This window comes from Methylovirgula ligni (assembly GCF_004135935.1).
Classification (GTDB): Bacteria; Pseudomonadota; Alphaproteobacteria; order Rhizobiales; family Beijerinckiaceae; genus Methylovirgula; species Methylovirgula ligni.
This window is the reverse complement of sequence record NZ_CP025086.1, coordinates 930,001-944,208: the sequence shown is the minus strand read 5'-3', so window position 1 is coordinate 944,208 and position 14,208 is coordinate 930,001. Positions and strand designations below refer to the sequence as shown.

17 protein-coding genes (1 of these 17 only partly in view) are annotated in these 14,208 nt (G+C 63.9%); 8 read left to right on the top strand and 9 right to left on the bottom strand.

The genetic code is table 11. From position 1 onward, the window contains the following. Positions 1 to 65: 65 nt before the first annotated feature. Complete coding sequence (locus CWB41_RS16325; protein ID WP_245411149.1) at positions 66 to 818, bottom strand: CarD family transcriptional regulator; 753 nt, start codon at positions 816 to 818, stop codon at positions 66 to 68. A 292-nt stretch (positions 819 to 1,110) separates the two neighbouring features. Here CWB41_RS16325 and CWB41_RS16320 point away from each other — a divergent pair, with 292 nt between their 5' ends. Beyond that, on the top strand, positions 1,111 to 1,623 hold the full coding sequence (locus tag CWB41_RS16320; RefSeq protein WP_245441067.1) for a hypothetical protein: 513 nt from the start codon (positions 1,111 to 1,113) through the stop codon (positions 1,621 to 1,623). Between the two features lie 199 nt (positions 1,624 to 1,822). Here the strand turns inward: CWB41_RS16320 and fdxA are convergent, their stop codons facing one another. The 3 genes from fdxA to CWB41_RS04505 all read right to left on the bottom strand — a co-directional run bounded on the left by fdxA (position 1,823) and on the right by CWB41_RS04505 (position 3,880). After that, entirely contained in the window at positions 1,823 to 2,161 is a 339-nt protein-coding gene (gene fdxA / locus CWB41_RS04515; RefSeq protein WP_115835380.1) for a ferredoxin FdxA, read from the bottom strand. Positions 2,162 to 2,284: 123 nt separating this feature from the next. Beyond that, positions 2,285 to 2,611: an RNA-binding S4 domain-containing protein gene (locus CWB41_RS04510; protein ID WP_115835381.1), complete on the bottom strand. Its 327-nt coding sequence runs from the start codon at positions 2,609 to 2,611 to the stop codon at positions 2,285 to 2,287. Between the two features lie 51 nt (positions 2,612 to 2,662). Further along, positions 2,663 to 3,880: a GNAT family N-acetyltransferase gene (locus CWB41_RS04505; protein WP_115835382.1), complete on the bottom strand. Its 1,218-nt coding sequence runs from the start codon at positions 3,878 to 3,880 to the stop codon at positions 2,663 to 2,665. Positions 3,881 to 3,998: 118 nt separating this feature from the next. Here CWB41_RS04505 and CWB41_RS04500 point away from each other — a divergent pair, with 118 nt between their 5' ends. Both CWB41_RS04500 and CWB41_RS04495 read left to right on the top strand, forming a co-directional pair. Then, the gene (locus CWB41_RS04500; protein WP_115835383.1) at positions 3,999 to 5,609 is read left to right on the top strand and encodes a phytoene desaturase family protein; all 1,611 of its coding nucleotides are present in this window, start codon (positions 3,999 to 4,001) and stop codon (positions 5,607 to 5,609) included. A 102-nt stretch (positions 5,610 to 5,711) separates the two neighbouring features. Continuing rightward, positions 5,712 to 6,632 (top strand): DUF4339 domain-containing protein, encoded by a 921-nt coding sequence (locus tag CWB41_RS04495; RefSeq protein ID WP_115835384.1) that lies wholly within the window; start codon positions 5,712 to 5,714, stop codon positions 6,630 to 6,632. Positions 6,633 to 6,638: 6 nt separating this feature from the next. Here CWB41_RS04495 and CWB41_RS04490 read toward each other — a convergent pair whose 3' ends face one another. The 5 genes from CWB41_RS04490 to petA all read right to left on the bottom strand — a co-directional run bounded on the left by CWB41_RS04490 (position 6,639) and on the right by petA (position 10,809). Further along, positions 6,639 to 7,166, bottom strand: a complete 528-nt coding sequence (locus CWB41_RS04490) for an adenine phosphoribosyltransferase (protein WP_115835385.1) — start codon at positions 7,164 to 7,166, stop codon at positions 6,639 to 6,641. Then, positions 7,163 to 8,038, bottom strand: a complete 876-nt coding sequence (locus CWB41_RS04485) for an S-methyl-5'-thioadenosine phosphorylase (RefSeq protein ID WP_115835386.1) — start codon at positions 8,036 to 8,038, stop codon at positions 7,163 to 7,165. The genes CWB41_RS04490 and CWB41_RS04485 overlap by 4 nt, the downstream gene beginning before the upstream one ends. Before the next feature lie 97 nt (positions 8,039 to 8,135). Beyond that, on the bottom strand, positions 8,136 to 8,981 hold the full coding sequence (locus tag CWB41_RS04480; RefSeq protein WP_245411151.1) for a cytochrome c1: 846 nt from the start codon (positions 8,979 to 8,981) through the stop codon (positions 8,136 to 8,138). 28 nt (positions 8,982 to 9,009) lie between these two features. Continuing rightward, on the bottom strand, positions 9,010 to 10,248 hold the full coding sequence (locus tag CWB41_RS04475; RefSeq protein ID WP_115835388.1) for a cytochrome b: 1,239 nt from the start codon (positions 10,246 to 10,248) through the stop codon (positions 9,010 to 9,012). 39 nt (positions 10,249 to 10,287) lie between these two features. Next, complete coding sequence (petA, locus tag CWB41_RS04470; protein WP_115835389.1) at positions 10,288 to 10,809, bottom strand: ubiquinol-cytochrome c reductase iron-sulfur subunit; 522 nt, start codon at positions 10,807 to 10,809, stop codon at positions 10,288 to 10,290. A 133-nt stretch (positions 10,810 to 10,942) separates the two neighbouring features. Between petA and CWB41_RS04465 the strand changes: the two genes are divergently transcribed. The 5 genes from CWB41_RS04465 to CWB41_RS04445 form a co-directional block, all read left to right on the top strand. Continuing rightward, positions 10,943 to 11,440 carry a tRNA (cytidine(34)-2'-O)-methyltransferase gene (locus CWB41_RS04465; protein WP_115835390.1) on the top strand — a complete coding sequence of 166 codons (498 nt, stop codon included), beginning with the start codon at positions 10,943 to 10,945 and terminating at the stop codon, positions 11,438 to 11,440. A 3-nt stretch (positions 11,441 to 11,443) separates the two neighbouring features. Next, entirely contained in the window at positions 11,444 to 12,343 is a 900-nt protein-coding gene (gene hemF / locus CWB41_RS04460) for an oxygen-dependent coproporphyrinogen oxidase (protein ID WP_115835391.1), read from the top strand. A gap of 154 nt (positions 12,344 to 12,497) precedes the next feature. Further along, complete coding sequence (locus tag CWB41_RS04455) at positions 12,498 to 12,983, top strand: DUF992 domain-containing protein (RefSeq protein ID WP_115835392.1); 486 nt, start codon at positions 12,498 to 12,500, stop codon at positions 12,981 to 12,983. Positions 12,984 to 13,191: 208 nt separating this feature from the next. Continuing rightward, the gene (trxB, locus tag CWB41_RS04450) at positions 13,192 to 14,163 is read left to right on the top strand and encodes a thioredoxin-disulfide reductase (protein ID WP_115835393.1); all 972 of its coding nucleotides are present in this window, start codon (positions 13,192 to 13,194) and stop codon (positions 14,161 to 14,163) included. Positions 14,164 to 14,186: 23 nt separating this feature from the next. Further along, positions 14,187 to 14,208, top strand: the 5' portion of a protein-coding gene (locus tag CWB41_RS04445) for a LysR family transcriptional regulator (RefSeq protein WP_115835394.1). Its footprint extends 869 nt past the window's final position; the window shows 22 of its 891 coding nt (coding positions 1-22); it begins with the start codon at positions 14,187 to 14,189; its stop codon lies beyond the right edge, outside the window.

Below are 14,208 nucleotides of genomic sequence, written 5' to 3'. Positions count from 1 at the left end.
GGTAAGAAAAAGGCCCGGCGCTCGGGAGCATCGGGCCTTCGATCTCATTAAGACGCGTGTGGCGCTTATGCGGCTTCGTCGATGCCGCTGTCGTCGCTCGCTTCAGTTTCGACCTCTGCATCGGCCTCGGCCTCGTCGGCCTTACCGCGGCGCGGGCTTTTCTGCAATTGCGACTCGATCACCTTCAGCGCTTCCGTCTCGGTCAGCTTCTGCACAGCGGCGATCTCGCGGGCGACGCGGTCGAGCGCTGCCTCGTACAATTGCCGTTCGGAATAAGACTGCTCCGGCTGCGCATCGGAGCGATAGAGATCGCGCACAACTTCGGCGATGGCGACGAGATCGCCGGAATTGATCTTCGCCTCGTATTCCTGCGCCCGGCGCGACCACATCGTCCGCTTGATGCGCGCGCGGCCGGTCAGTGTGTTGAGCGCGTGCTTGACCACCTCGGGGCCGGCGAGCTTGCGCATGCCGACGGCGATCGACTTCGGCGTCGGCACCTTCAGGATCATCTTGTCCTTAGAGAAGCTGATCACGAAGAGCTCGAGCTTGAAGCCGGCGACCTCCTGCTCCTCGACGGCGAGAATCTGGCCGACGCCATGCGCCGGATAGACGACGAATTCGAGCGGCTTGAAGCCGTGCTTGACCGGCGCCGCCGGCTTGGCGGGCTTTGGCTTCTCGACAAGCGGTGCGGCGGGCTTGACGTCCGCCACGGGCTCGGGCGCGCTGGGCGCGACGGCCTTCGGCGCGACAGGCGCGGCGACAACACGAGTCGGGGCAGGCGCGGCTTCCGCCGCTTTCTTCGGGGCTTTCTGGGTCACGCTGACTTTGCTTGCCTCTGGGCGAGCGACAGGCTCAGCGGCCGGTGCGGGTTTGCGCAGAGAGCGCAAAGCCAATACCGCGGCAACTTGTGCACGGCGCTCGGAATCGACCTTCTTGACGACGGCCTCAGGTTTGGTTTGGGGGGCGGCCGGCTGCTGAACCGTAGTCACCGCCTTGTGCAATTTAGCCTCAACCGGTGCGTTGCGTCCAGCCCGCGATTTGCCGCGGCTCACATTTGTTGACCGCTTCAATTTTGCTGCTGCCGCATTTTGATTCGTTTTCGCCTTGCGTGTGGCCGCAGCCGATTTGGCCACGGCTGATTTCGCTGCTGGCCGCGCAGCTTTCGCCGCCGTGGCCTGTTTCTTCGCCCGTGCCTGCGCGGCGCGCAGTTTTGCCGCGGCGCTCTTGCTGGCGGCGCTCACAGGCTTGCGCGCAGTCTTGGTCTTCGTCACGGCACGCGCGGCGGGGGCGGCGGTGCGCGTCTTCGCCCGAACCGGCCGGGTCTTCGCGGCGCTCGATTTAGCGGCGCTTGATTTACTTGTCTTCGCGGCGGTGGTACGGGACTTCAGGGCCGCGCGCGCGATCGTGGCTTTTGCCTTGCGGGACTTGTCTGTCTTTTTGACGGATGACATACGCGCGCACTCCTTTTTTGCTTCGCCTGGCAGCGAAGCGCAGTCATGCAGCAAAGCAACTTTGCCGCCCGGGGAACGACCACGGCATTCGATGCGCCGCGGGACGGCCGAGCAAAGGATCATCCATCTACCGCAGCGCGAACCTTGGCCCCCAGGCGATTGCCGCGTGTAGAAATGAAACGCCCGACGCTCCGCTAAGCATCGGGTACGCGATCCGGATGATCATAGCCGGGCCGATTGTGACTATTAAATATCACATTCAAGGGCAAAAATCAAAGATTTGCGGCCCGAAAAAGCTGAAATGGCGCCACTTTCGGGCACCATTCCGCTTCGGCCGACCCTGGATCTCGAATTATACTTGACGCGGGTGGTTAATCGCCTTCGCCGGGTTCGGGCGAGAAATAGGCCTCGAACTTGCCGGGTTTGCCGTCAAATTCCTTCGCATCCGCGGGGTGCGGCTTCTTCTGCGAGATATTCGGCCAGGTCTTGGCCATGTCGGCGTTCAGCTTGAGCCATTTCTCCAGCCCCTTTTCGGTATCGGGGCTGATGGCGTTGGCCGGGCACTCCGGTTCGCAGACGCCGCAGTCGATGCACTCATCCGGGTGGATGACGAGCATATTCTCGCCTTCATAGAAGCAATCGACCGGGCAAACCTCGACGCAGTCCGTGTACTTGCATTTGATGCAGTTCTCGGTGACGACGTAAGGCATAAATCTCCTCCGCGCGGCATTTCCACACGCGCCGTGATGAATTCTGGCGGTTTGCTAGCGTCTTTGCGGTGCTTAAGCAAGCCGTTGCTGCGAGGCACAAAGCCCATGTCGCCGTGGCTGCCGTTAGACGGCCTCGGGCTCTACGGCAAGCCCCTTAACATTGAGGTCCACGAACAAATTCTGTGCCTCGACCGCGCTGCCGCGCCGTCCGGCGAGGCCGATGATCCGCAAAACCCGCACCTGCCGTTCGAGCGCGATGGTCAGGACTTCGCCCGGGCCGACCAGCTTGGCCGGCGTCTCGATACGCCGGGAATCGACCCGCACATGTCCGCCCGCGATAAGATCAACGGCCTGGCGGCGGGTTTTGACGACCCGGGCAAACCAGAGCCATTTGTCGAGCCGCTGTCTCTCGGCGGCTTCAGGGGCGAAAAGACGCGGTGTTGCAGCCATACGAGATCCGGACGAGCTACGCCTTCGACCTATGTCCGCCGGCAGCGAGTATCAAGAGCGATTGCGCCAGGTTTGGACGATTGGCGCCTTGCCGCTGGAATTACGCAACAGCAGGCCCTTTGCGGTCTGGCGGCAGAACCGGTGCAGCGCTTCCGCCGCGAAGGCGAGGCGCGCGCGCGGGCCCGGCGCCACGGCAATGCCGATGTCGAGCAGGGCGATCCGCTCCGGCCAAAGACGATCGATCATGGGGTGGTCGGGCATCGCGCAGGAATCGATCTTCACGGAGGCCTTGCCGGCGACGAGCCGGTTGGTCAGCTCGCGGACGAAAAGCACGCCTGGCGAAAGCGCAGCCCGGGCCTCGTCATAGGTCGTCTTCCAGAAATAGGTCGCGCCGGCGTCCTCGATCAGCAACCCCATAGCGACGGCCTTGCCGTCGAGATCGAGGCTTTCGACGCGCAGTTTGCCGCTGCGGGCAAGCGCCTCGGCCATGGCTCGCGCGAAGGCGGCACGCCCGGGCGTCGAGGCGAGGGCGGTGCGGCTCGCGCCCTTCCAGCCCTCGGCCTCCAGCGCCAGAAACTCGGCCATCGCACCGACCGCATCCGCGCCGCGCGAAATCCGGTAGGAGAGCGCACCGTGTTCACCGAGGCGGCGGAGCAGGCGCGAATCGTTCTTGCTGGCCTTGGTCTTGCGATTGACCTGTGCTGCGGCGGCCGGGAACAGGGCCGAGCGCTGATATTCGCCGAACGTCCGCAGCGCGCCGCGCTGGGCGAAGCGATCTGCGAAAAGCCGGAAGGTGGCGCCGTCACGTGGAATGTCGCTGAAAACGAGCGCGCTGGGCGCCACCGGAAGCCGCCGGATCGCCTCGAGCGAAGCCTCCAGCGCGGCCGCCGCCTGAGTGCGGTCGAGCAGCGGCACGCCGAGCGCCGCCTGCTTGTGGACCGGCACGCGCGCCAGGCCAAAGCGCATCGCCGGCAAAGCCAGCGGCATCAGCGCGAGCAAGCGCGCTTCCGCGCCGGGCTCGAAGACAACAAGAATCCTGAAATTGCGCGGCCGCAGATAGGTAAAGGCGGGCAGAGCGAAATCGGGGTCGAGGAAAATATTGGATTCGAGGCTGCGCCGCAGGAGATCGCGCCAGGCTTCGACCAGCGGCGCCATTTCATCGAGCTGGCGCAGTTCGACGATCGGCGCAGGCCGAGAAGCAGCCTCGTGCGCCGTGTCCGCACCAAAGGCAAAGGTTTTGCCGCCGAAGGCCGCAGCAGATTGTTGCATTAAGTGTCCTGACCGGTTGAACTCCCTCGATGATCGGAACCCTTCTTCTCATTATAGAACAAGCGCCCTCCTGCGGGGTTTATGAATTTTTAACCTTAACGCAGAGGCGGCGCGCGCGTTGAGCCAAGCATCGGCCTACGACGCCATCATCATCGGCGGCGGCCATAATGGCCTCGTCTGCGCTGCCTATCTCGGCGCCGCGGGTCTCAAGACTCTGGTGCTCGAAGCGCGCGATACAATCGGCGGCTGCGCGGTGACGCAGGAATTTCACCCCGGTTTCCGCAATTCGGTCGCCGCTTATACGGTCTCGCTGCTCAATCCGAAAATCATCCGCGATCTCGATCTTGCCAGCCACGGGCTGCGCATCGTTCCGCGAAAACTCTCGAATTTTCTGCCGCTCGATGATGACAATTATCTGAAGGTCGGTGCGGGCCGCACACAGGCGGAAGTCGCAAGGTTTTCGGCGCGGGATGCGGACAGGCTCGAGGCCTATTCGGCGCGGCTCGATGCGCTCGCCGATTTTCTGCGCGCCGTCGCGCAGGAGACGCCGCCGAACGTTTCGTCCGGTGGCGCGGGCGATTGGCTGCGGCAATTGTTTCGCGCGGGAAAATTCGCCGACAGGCTGCGCCGGCTGGGCCTTGAGGCCGAGCGCGATGTACTGGAAATCTTTACCGCCTCCGCTGGCGATTATCTCGATCATTGGTTTGAGAGCGCGCCGATCAAGGCGGCCTACGGCTTTGATTCCGTCGTCGGCAATTATGCGAGCCCCTACGCGCCGGGCTCGGCCTATGTGCTGCTGCATCATTGCTTCGGCGAGGTGAACGGCCTGAAGGGCCAATGGGGACATGCGATCGGCGGCATGGGCGCGATTACGCAGGCGATGGCGAAGGCGGCGGCCGTGCGCGGCGTTGAGATTCGCACCGCGAGTCCCGTGCGCGAAGTGCTCATCGAAAAAGGCCGCGCCGCCGGTGTCGTCACGCAGAAGGGTGAGGCGTTTCGCGGAAAAATCATCGTCGCCAATGTCAATCCGAAGCTGCTTTATCGCGATCTCGTTCCGCAAGACGCGCTGCCCGCCGATTTCAGGGATCGCATCGGGCGCTGGCGCTGTGGCTCCGGCACGTTCCGCATGAATGTCGCTTTGTCGGAGCTGCCTGATTTCTCCGCGCTGCCGGGGCGCGATGTGGCCGAGCATCATACCGCCGGCATCATCATCGCCCCGTCGCTGCGCTACATGGAAGACGCCTATTTCGACGCGCGGCGCTTCGGCTGGTCGCAAAACCCGATTGTCGAAATGCTCATTCCCTCGACGCTCGACGACACGCTGGCGCCGAAGGGCGCGCATGTCGCAAGTCTCTTCTGCCAGCATGTCGCCCCGGTCCTGCCCGATGGCAGATCATGGGACGATCACCGCGACGAGGTCGCAGACCTCATGATCGCGACGGTCGATCGCTACGCGCCGAATTTCAGGGCGTCGGTCATCGCCCGGCAGATTTTTTCGCCGCTCGATCTCGAACGTACCTTCGGGCTCGTCGGCGGCGACATCTTCCACGGCGCGCTCGATCTCGGCCAGTTGTTCTCCGCGCGGCCAATGCTCGGCCATGCCGATTATCGCGGGCCGGTTGGCGGGCTCTACATGTGCGGTGCCGGCACCCATCCCGGCGGCGGCGTCACCGGCCTGCCGGGCCGCAACGCCGCGCGGGAGATTTTGCGGGATGCGGGGCGCGGCTGAACATTCCCCGGCGGATTGTCCAGTTTGCGTTATTCTGGCCTTGGTTCAAATTTCCGAAATCAATAACGGCTAGGCGAGAGGCCGAGGCTTCGGGAGGCGTCGATGGTCGAGCGGGCTTGGTACATCGTCGAAGCGGGCGGGCGTCTGGGGCCTTTCCCCGAAGCGGGATTTCTCGCGCTGATCGCGTCGGGCCGCGTGACCGCCGAGACGCTTGTCTGGAGCGAGGGCATGGCGGATTGGCGGCGGGCCGGGGATGTGCCCGGCCTCATCGCCTCGGCTGCCTCGCCGCCGCCCGGGCCGCCCCCGCCCCCGCTGCCCGGCAGCGCGCAATGGGCGGCGGCCAATGCGGATTCCCTCCGCGTGCAGGGCAATGCGGTCTCGGCGGACTTCGGCGTCTGGGGTCTGTTGGGTCGCTTGCTGCTTGTCGCTGTCGGTATGCTGTTCGTCATCCCCGCGCCCTGGGTGATGCCGGGCTTCTACAAATGGTTCATCGAACATCTGCGCGTGCCGCAGATTTCAGCGCTCGGATTTTCCGGCAAGCCCGCGGATATCTGGTGGGTCTTCATTCTCATCGCGCTGCTCACCTATGCCGGCCTGCCCGAGGCCCATGCCCATCCCAAAGAGCATGTCCACGCGCTGCCGTTCCTGCTCGTCCCCGTCGAGGCGGCACTCGGCTGGCTCGTGCTGCGGTGGCTGATCCCGAACATCACCTCGGGCGGGCAGCCGCTGGGGCTGCGTTTCAGCGGCGACGTTCTCGGCTATGTCGGCTGGTCGCTGCTGCTCTACATCTCTTTCATCACGATCATCGGCTGGGCCTGGGTCACCAGCGCCTGGATGCGCTGGATCGCGGCCCATATCGAAGGCGCGCCGGGGCCGGTCAGCTTCAATGCGACAGGCCTCGAGATTCTCTGGCGCACGTTCGCCGTCGCGCTCGGATGCGCCTTCATCATCCCGATCCCGTGGGTCATTCACTGGTACGCGCGCTGGTACGTTTCCCAGTTTTCGGTGGCGGGGCGGGCTTGAGCGGCTTTAGTGCCCTTCGAAGGCGATGAGGCTGCGCACCGGCACGCCGAGCGCCTCGATCTTCTTGGCGCCGCCGAGCTCCGGCAGGTCGATAACGAAAACGGTGGCGACGACATCGGCGCCGATCTTCTTCAGGAGTTTCACCGCCGCTTCCGCCGTCCCGCCGGTGGCGATGAGATCGTCGACAAGGATCACCTTTTCGCCCGGCTGCACCGCATCGACATGAATCTCCATCTCGTCGTCGCCATATTCGAGCGAATAGGAAATCGAGACAGTCTTGTGCGGCAGCTTGCCCTTTTTGCGGATCGGTACGAAGCCGGCCGAGAGCTGATGCGCCACCGCGCCGCCGAGGATGAAGCCGCGCGCCTCGATTCCGGCGATCTTGTCGATCTTGTCCCCCGACCAGGGCTGCACCAGTTCGTCGATCGCCTTGCGGAAGGCCTTCGCGTCGGCCAGCAGAGTGGTGATGTCGCGGAAGATGATGCCGGGCTTGGGATAATCCGGAATGCTGCGGATGGCGTTCTTGAGGGTCATTGGCCGTTGACTCGTTTCAATAGGGCGTCGAGCTTCTTGAGAAGTTCCGGATCGCGCGCCTCAGGCGCGGTGATGAGCGCCGTATCGAGCGGCCGGTCGGAGCCGATCGGGCAGGGCTCGTGCTCGGCGGGGAAATCTTGCAGCAGCCGGGCCAGCAACCGCTCGGCCTTGCCGGCATTGGCCTGCAAAGTGGCGATGATCGAGGCGACATCCACGTCGTCGTGCTCGGGATGCCAGCAATCGAAGTCCGTCACCATGGCGACGGTGGCATAGGAGATTTCCGCCTCGCGGGCGAGTTTGGCTTCCGGCATCGCGGTCATGCCGATGACATCGAAACCGGCGGCCTGATAGGCGCGCGATTCGGCGAGTGAGGAGAATTGCGGCCCCTCCATCGCGACATAGGTGCCGCCGTTCACATAGCCGATGCCTTCGGCGGCGGCAGCAGCAGCGAGACGCTCTTGCAGCCGCGGCGCGACCGGATGCGCCATCGAGACATGCGCGACGCAGCCATTGCCGAAGAACGAGGATTGCCGCCCGAAGGTCCGGTCGACGAATTGATCGACGAGGACGAAGAGGCCGGGATTGAGTTCGGCCTTGAACGAGCCGCAGGCGGAAACGGAGACGAGATCGGTGACGCCGGCCTCTTTCAGCGCATAGATATTGGCGCGGTAGTTGATGCCGGACGGCGAAAGCCGGTGGCCGCGTCCGTGCCGGGGCAGGAAAACGACTTCGGTCGCCCCCACCTTGCCGAAGCGCAGCGCGTCGGAGGGTTCGCCCCAGGGCGTCGAGACGCTTTTTTCGTGCAAGTCCGCAAGGCCCGGCAGGTGGTAGACCCCCGAGCCGCCGATGATACCGACAATGGATTTGGTCATGCCGCCCCGACCGGATGGATTTCGCGGCGCAGAATTGGCCCCGGCGGCGGACCGTGTCAACGTTGCGGGCTGGCTAAAAGACGGGCAGCGGTGGGCCTCAATGGCCGCCGACGCCGGACCAGATGCGCTTCTTGGTGAAATAGAGCAGCGTCGCGAAGACGATCAGGAAGATGAGGACGCGGAAGCCGGTCGCCTTGCGCTCCTCGAGCTTGGGTTCGGCCGCCCAATAGAGGAAAGCCGCGACATCGCGCGAGTAATTGGCCAGCGTCGGCGCCGTCCCGTCGGTATAGCGCACGGCGCCGTCGGCGAGCGGCTTCGGCATGGCGATCTTGTGGCCGGGGAAATAGAGATTCCAGTTCGGATCGTCGGAATGGGTGAAGCCGTTGAGGATCGCGACGATATAATCCGGCCCCTGCTCCTGATATTCGGTGAAGGCGTCGAAGACGAAAAGCGGGAAGGGCCGCGGGAAGCCGCGGGCCTTGGCGAGGTCCGACATATCCGGCGGCGCGGCGCCGAACACCGCCTTCGCCGCCTCGGGGTTGGGGAAGGGCGGCGGAAAATTGTCGGAAGGCCGGCCCGGGCGCTTGAACATCTGGCCCTGCTCGTTCGGCCCGTCCTCGACTTGATAGCCGGCGGCGAGCGCCTTTACTTGCGCTTCGGAAAAGCCCGGACCGCCCGCTTCCGCGAGATCGCGGAAGGCGACGAGGTTCAGCGAATGGCAGGCGCTGCAGACATCATGATAGACCTTGAAGCCGCGCTGCAATTGCGCCTGGTCGAACTTGCCGAAAGGCCCGTGGAAGCTCCACGTCTGGCGCGGCGGCGTCAAACCTTCCGCCTGAAGTGGAACCTCGTTGCCGGTGTTCGTGGTGCCGGCGGCGAGCGCCGCGCCCGTCGCTATGCAGAGGCCGGCGATGCCTGCCAAGCCTGCCAAAATAAGCCGCACGCGATGCGCCATCTTGAGATGTCCCGATTCAGACTTTGCCCGGTGTCGATTTGGCGAGCACAGCCTCGGCGATGGACGCAGGCGGCTTTCTCGGCTTCTCGAACACGTTGAGCAGCGGCAGCACGATGAAGAAGAAGGAAAAATACGAGATCGTCAGGATACGCCCGGCGAGGATGAAGCCGCCCTCCGGCGGCTGCGAACCGATGTAGCCGAGGCCAATGATCGTCGCGACAAAGAGCCAGAAGAAGACGCGGAACAGCGGCCGGTAGGTCGCCGAGCGCACCGGCGAGCGGTCGAGCCAGGGCAGGAACGCGAATAGCAGGATCGCGCCGAACATGCAGGTGACGCCGCCGAGCTTCGACGGGATCGAGCGCAGGATCGCGTAGAATGGCAGATAATACCATTCCGGCACGATGTGCGGCGGCGTCTGCAGCGGATTGGCGGGGATGTAATTATCCGCGTCGCCGAGATAGTTCGGAATGTAAAAGATGAACCAGGCGTAGAGGATCAGGAAGCAGACGAGGGCGAAGCCGTCCTTGACCGTGAAATAGGGATGAAAGGGCAGCGTGTCCTTGCTCGATTGCTTCTCGATGCCGGTCGGATTGTTGGAGCCGGTCACATGCAGCGCCCAGATGTGCAGCACGACGACTGCGGCAATCATGAACGGCAGCAGGTAATGCAAAGCGTAGAAGCGGTTGAGCGTCGCGTCGTCGACCGCGTAGCCGCCCCAGAGCCAGGTCGTGATCGCATTGCCGACGAGCGGGATCGCCGAGAAGAGGCTGGTGATGACGGTCGCGCCCCAGAAACTCATCTGGCCCCAGGGCAGCGTATAGCCGAGAAAGCCGGTCGCCATCATGAGCAGATAGATAATGACGCCGAGGATCCAGAGGACTTCGCGCGGCGCTTTGTAGGAGCCGTAATAGACGCCGCGGATGATGTGGATGTAGACGGCGAAGAAGAACATCGAGGCGCCGTTCGAATGCGCATAGCGCAGCAGCCAGCCATAGTTCACGTCGCGCATGATGTGCTCGACAGAGAGAAAGGCGAGGCTCGAATTCGGCACGTAATGCATGGCGAGCGCGACACCGGTGACGATCTGCGCCACCAGCATGAAGCTCAATATGCCGCCGAAGGTCCACCAATAGTTGAGATTGCGCGGGTTCGGAAACGTGATGAACGACGAATGGACGAGGCCAACGATCGGCAGGCGGCTGTCGAGCCATCTGGCGAAGGCGCTCTTCGGGACATAGGGAGAAGAACCGCTCATCGCATCATCTCTGCTGCACCCGCTTGCCGGCCATCATGCTCAGCCGATCTGGAGCTTGTTGTCGGGGAGGAATTTGTAAGGAGGCAGGACAAGGTTGTACGGCGCCGGTCCCTGGCGGATGCGCGCGGCGGTGTCGTAGACCGAGCCGTGGCAGGGGCAGAACCAGCCGTCGTAAGGGCCTTGATGACCGAGCGGCACGCAGCCGAGATGGGTGCAGATGCCGATGACGACCAGCCATTCGGGATGTGGCGCGCGCTCTTCATCGGTCGCAGGATCGCGCAATTCACTCAGCGGCACGGCGCGGGCGGCGGCGATTTCTTTCGGCGTGCGGTGGCGGACGAAAACCGGCTTGCCGCGCCATTTGACGGTGAGGATCTGGCCTTCGCCGATATGGGAGAGATCGACCTCCGTAGAGGCGGCAGCGAGCGTCGAGGCATCGGGGTTCATCTGGTCGATCAACGGCCAGACAGCGGATGCGACACCGACGGCACCGACGGATCCGGTCGCGATGAACAGAAAATCGCGACGCGTCGGCTGCTCCAAGCTTACGCTCTCAGCCAAGACGTTTCCCCAATATTTTCAATGGGCTTTTTGCCCTTCTTTAGAGTGTCGCGCTTTTACGCTTGGGCAGCAATGCGTCGTTTCGCCACTTGACCGAAAGGACGAGCGCGAACAGGCGTGCGATGGAGGTTCAATGACGGACACTGCCGGGCCGCCGCTGACTTTGGCTCTGTATCAGCCGGACATTCCGCAGAATTGCGGGACGATGCTGCGCCTCTGTGCCTGTCTCGGGGTCGAGGCGGCGCTCATCGCGCCGGCCGGCTTTCCGATGAGCGATCGCGCCTTCCGCCGCGCCGGCATGGATTATCTCGATCATGTGACGCTCGCCCGGCATGAAAGTTTCGCTGCTTTCGCGGCCTGGCGCGAAGCCGCGGGGCGCCGGCTCGTGCTGCTTTCGACCAAGGCGGCGCAGGATTATCGCGATTTCCGTTATGCGCCCGGCGACATATTGCTTGTCGGGCGCGAATCCTCGGGTGTACCCGACGCCGTGCGGGCTGTGGCCGATGCCGGCGTGCGTATTCCGATCCGCCCGCCATTGCGCTCGCTGAATGTTGCGGTCGCCGCCGCGATGGTTCTCGGGGAGGCGCTGCGGCAAATCCGCGATGCGGCGGGCGAAGGCGGGGAAGGATAGGGTATGGTTGACGTAGCGGAATTGGCGCGCCAGCAGACCGAGGCGCGCGCCTGGTTCGAGGCTTTGCAGACGAAAATCTGCGCCGCCTTCGAGACGCTTGAAGTGGAATGCCCCGGCCCTTTCGCGCCAGAGAGTACGGCGCCCGGCCGCTTCGTTGTCACACCCTGGCAGCGCAAGGACGCGACCGGCGCCGACGGCGGCGGCGGCCGCATGGCGCTGCTCAAGGGCCGCGTCTTTGAAAAAGCCGGCGTGCATACGTCGGCTGTCTACGGAACGTTCGCGCCGGAATTTGCCAAACAGATTCCCGGCGCCGAAGCCGATCCGCATTTCTGGGCCGCGGGCATTTCACTCATTGCCCATCCCTGGAATCCGCATGTGCCGACCGTGCACATGAACACACGTTTCGTCGTGACGCAGAAAGCCTGGTTCGGCGGCGGGGCCGATTTGACTCCCGTGCTCGATCGCCGGCGCACGCAGAGCGATCCCGATTCAATCGCCTTTCACGCGGCTTTCGAAGCCGCCTGCCGGCGTCACGTGGCGGTTGCCGACTATCAGCGCTTCAAGGAATGGTGCGACGAATATTTTTATTTGAAGCATCGCCAGGAGCCGCGCGGCATCGGCGGTATTTTCTACGATTATCTCGCTTCGCCCGAGGGCTTTAAGGCGGATTTTGCCTTCACGCGCGATATCGGCGAGACATTTCTGGCGATTTATCCGGAAATCGTCCGCAGCAATTTTACCAAGCTTTGGAATGACGCGGAACGCGACGAGCAACTCGTGCGCCGCGGGCGCTATGTTGAGTTCAATCTGCTCTATGATCGTGGCACGATCTTCGGACTCAAGACGGGGGGCAATGTCGATTCGATCCTCTCGTCCATGCCGCCTTTGGTCAAATGGCCGTGACATCGACGAGTCGATAAGGGGCTTTCACATGTGCGGCGTGATGAGGGCGAACTTGCGACGCTGTCACGAATAAGTCCATGTTACGTGGAAGTGAGCTGCGGCTCAACAATTCGCTTCAGGTAGGGTTCGCTTCAGGCAGGGAAGGAGATCGTTCATGCGTTTTCAGCCACGGGTTTTCGCCGCAGCTCTTTTTGCTTTTTGTTCGCCCTGGTTCGCCAGCACCGGCACGGTGCAGGCGGCGCAGGTCGGCCTGTTGGAATGCAATGTGGCGCCGGGCGTCGGTCTCATCATTACGTCGCGTAGGGCGCTGTCCTGCCGCTTCACCCGTTCTTACGCGCCGACGGATTATTATGTCGGCACCATCCGCCGCATCGGCATCGCGATCGGCGTGAGCGGACCGGGCCGGATCGTCTGGGGCGTGTTCGCGGCGACGCGCGAACTCGGCCACACTGCCCTCGCCGGCGAATACGGCGGCGCCAGCGCCAGCGTTTCGCTCGGCATCGGTGTCGGCGCCAACGCCCTCGTCGGCGGCAATGGCGGTTCGATTGGTCTGCAGCCGCTCTCTGTCAGCGCGCAGACCGGCGTCGATATCACGGCGGGCATCACGGGCCTCCGGCTCGAGCCGGCCCCGCACCCCTAACACATCGCCCTCATTCCGAATGGGATAGCGGCCAGCCGGTCAGACGCCGGCTGGCCGTTGCCTTTCGGAAGAGGCTTGCGGCGACGCCGCCGATCCCGGCGCACCCGGTTAAAAGAATGGCTTATCCCCTGCCTGCGGCGGGGTCTTCGGGTTGCGGCCAGGGCGTAGCGCCCATAGATTGCTATGACGTTTTGTCATAGAGGCGCGCATGTCCAAGGCCCCGACCCGCCACGCCAGGCTCACCATCGTCGGCTCCGGTCCGGCCGGCTATACGGCGGCGATCTATGCCGCCCGCGCGATGCTGGAGCCGGTGCTGATCGCCGGCTTCGAGCCCGGCGGCCAGTTGATGATCACGACGGATGTCGAGAATTATCCGGGCTTCGCGGCGCCGATCCAGGGTCCCTGGCTGATGGAGCAGATGCGGCTCCAGGCCGAGCATGTCGGCACGCACTTCATCTCCGATCATATCGTCAAGGTCGAGCTTGGCAGCCGTCCCTTCCACCTCTACGGCGACAGCGGCACGACCCATACGACCGACGCCTTGATCATCGCGACCGGCGCCAAGGCGCGCTGGCTTGGTATCCCGACGGAGGAGATTTACCGCGGCTATGGTGTTTCGGCCTGCGCCACCTGCGACGGGTTTTTCTATCGCGGCAAGGATGTGCTGGTCGTCGGCGGCGGCAATACCGCGGTCGAGGAGGCGCTGTATCTCGCCCAGATCACCCGCAAGGTGACGATCGTCCACCGCCGCGACTCGTTCCGTGCCGAGAAGATTTTGCAGGAGCGGCTGTTCAGGCTGCCGAATGTCGAAGTCATCTGGGACAATGCCGTCGACGAGATCTGCGGCACCGACGCGCCGCGCAGCGTCACCCATGCACGGCTTAGGAACGTCAAGACGGGTGTCTATACGGAAGTGCCGGCCGAGGGCGTCTTCGTCGCCATCGGCCATCAGCCGGCCTCCGAGCTTTTCCTCGGCCAGATCGACGCCAAGCCAAATGGCTATCTCAAGACGGCGCCGTTCTCTACGGCGACCAACGTGCCTGGCGTCTTCGCGGCGGGCGATGTGACGGACGATATTTACCGGCAAGCGGTGACGGCGGCGGGGCAAGGCTGCATGGCGGCGCTCGAGGCGGAGCGCTGGCTGGCGGCCGAGGCGCATCACCGTGCGGCGGCGGAGTGACGCGCGGCTAGATCGAGGGGACCATGGACTGGGACAAGCTGCGCG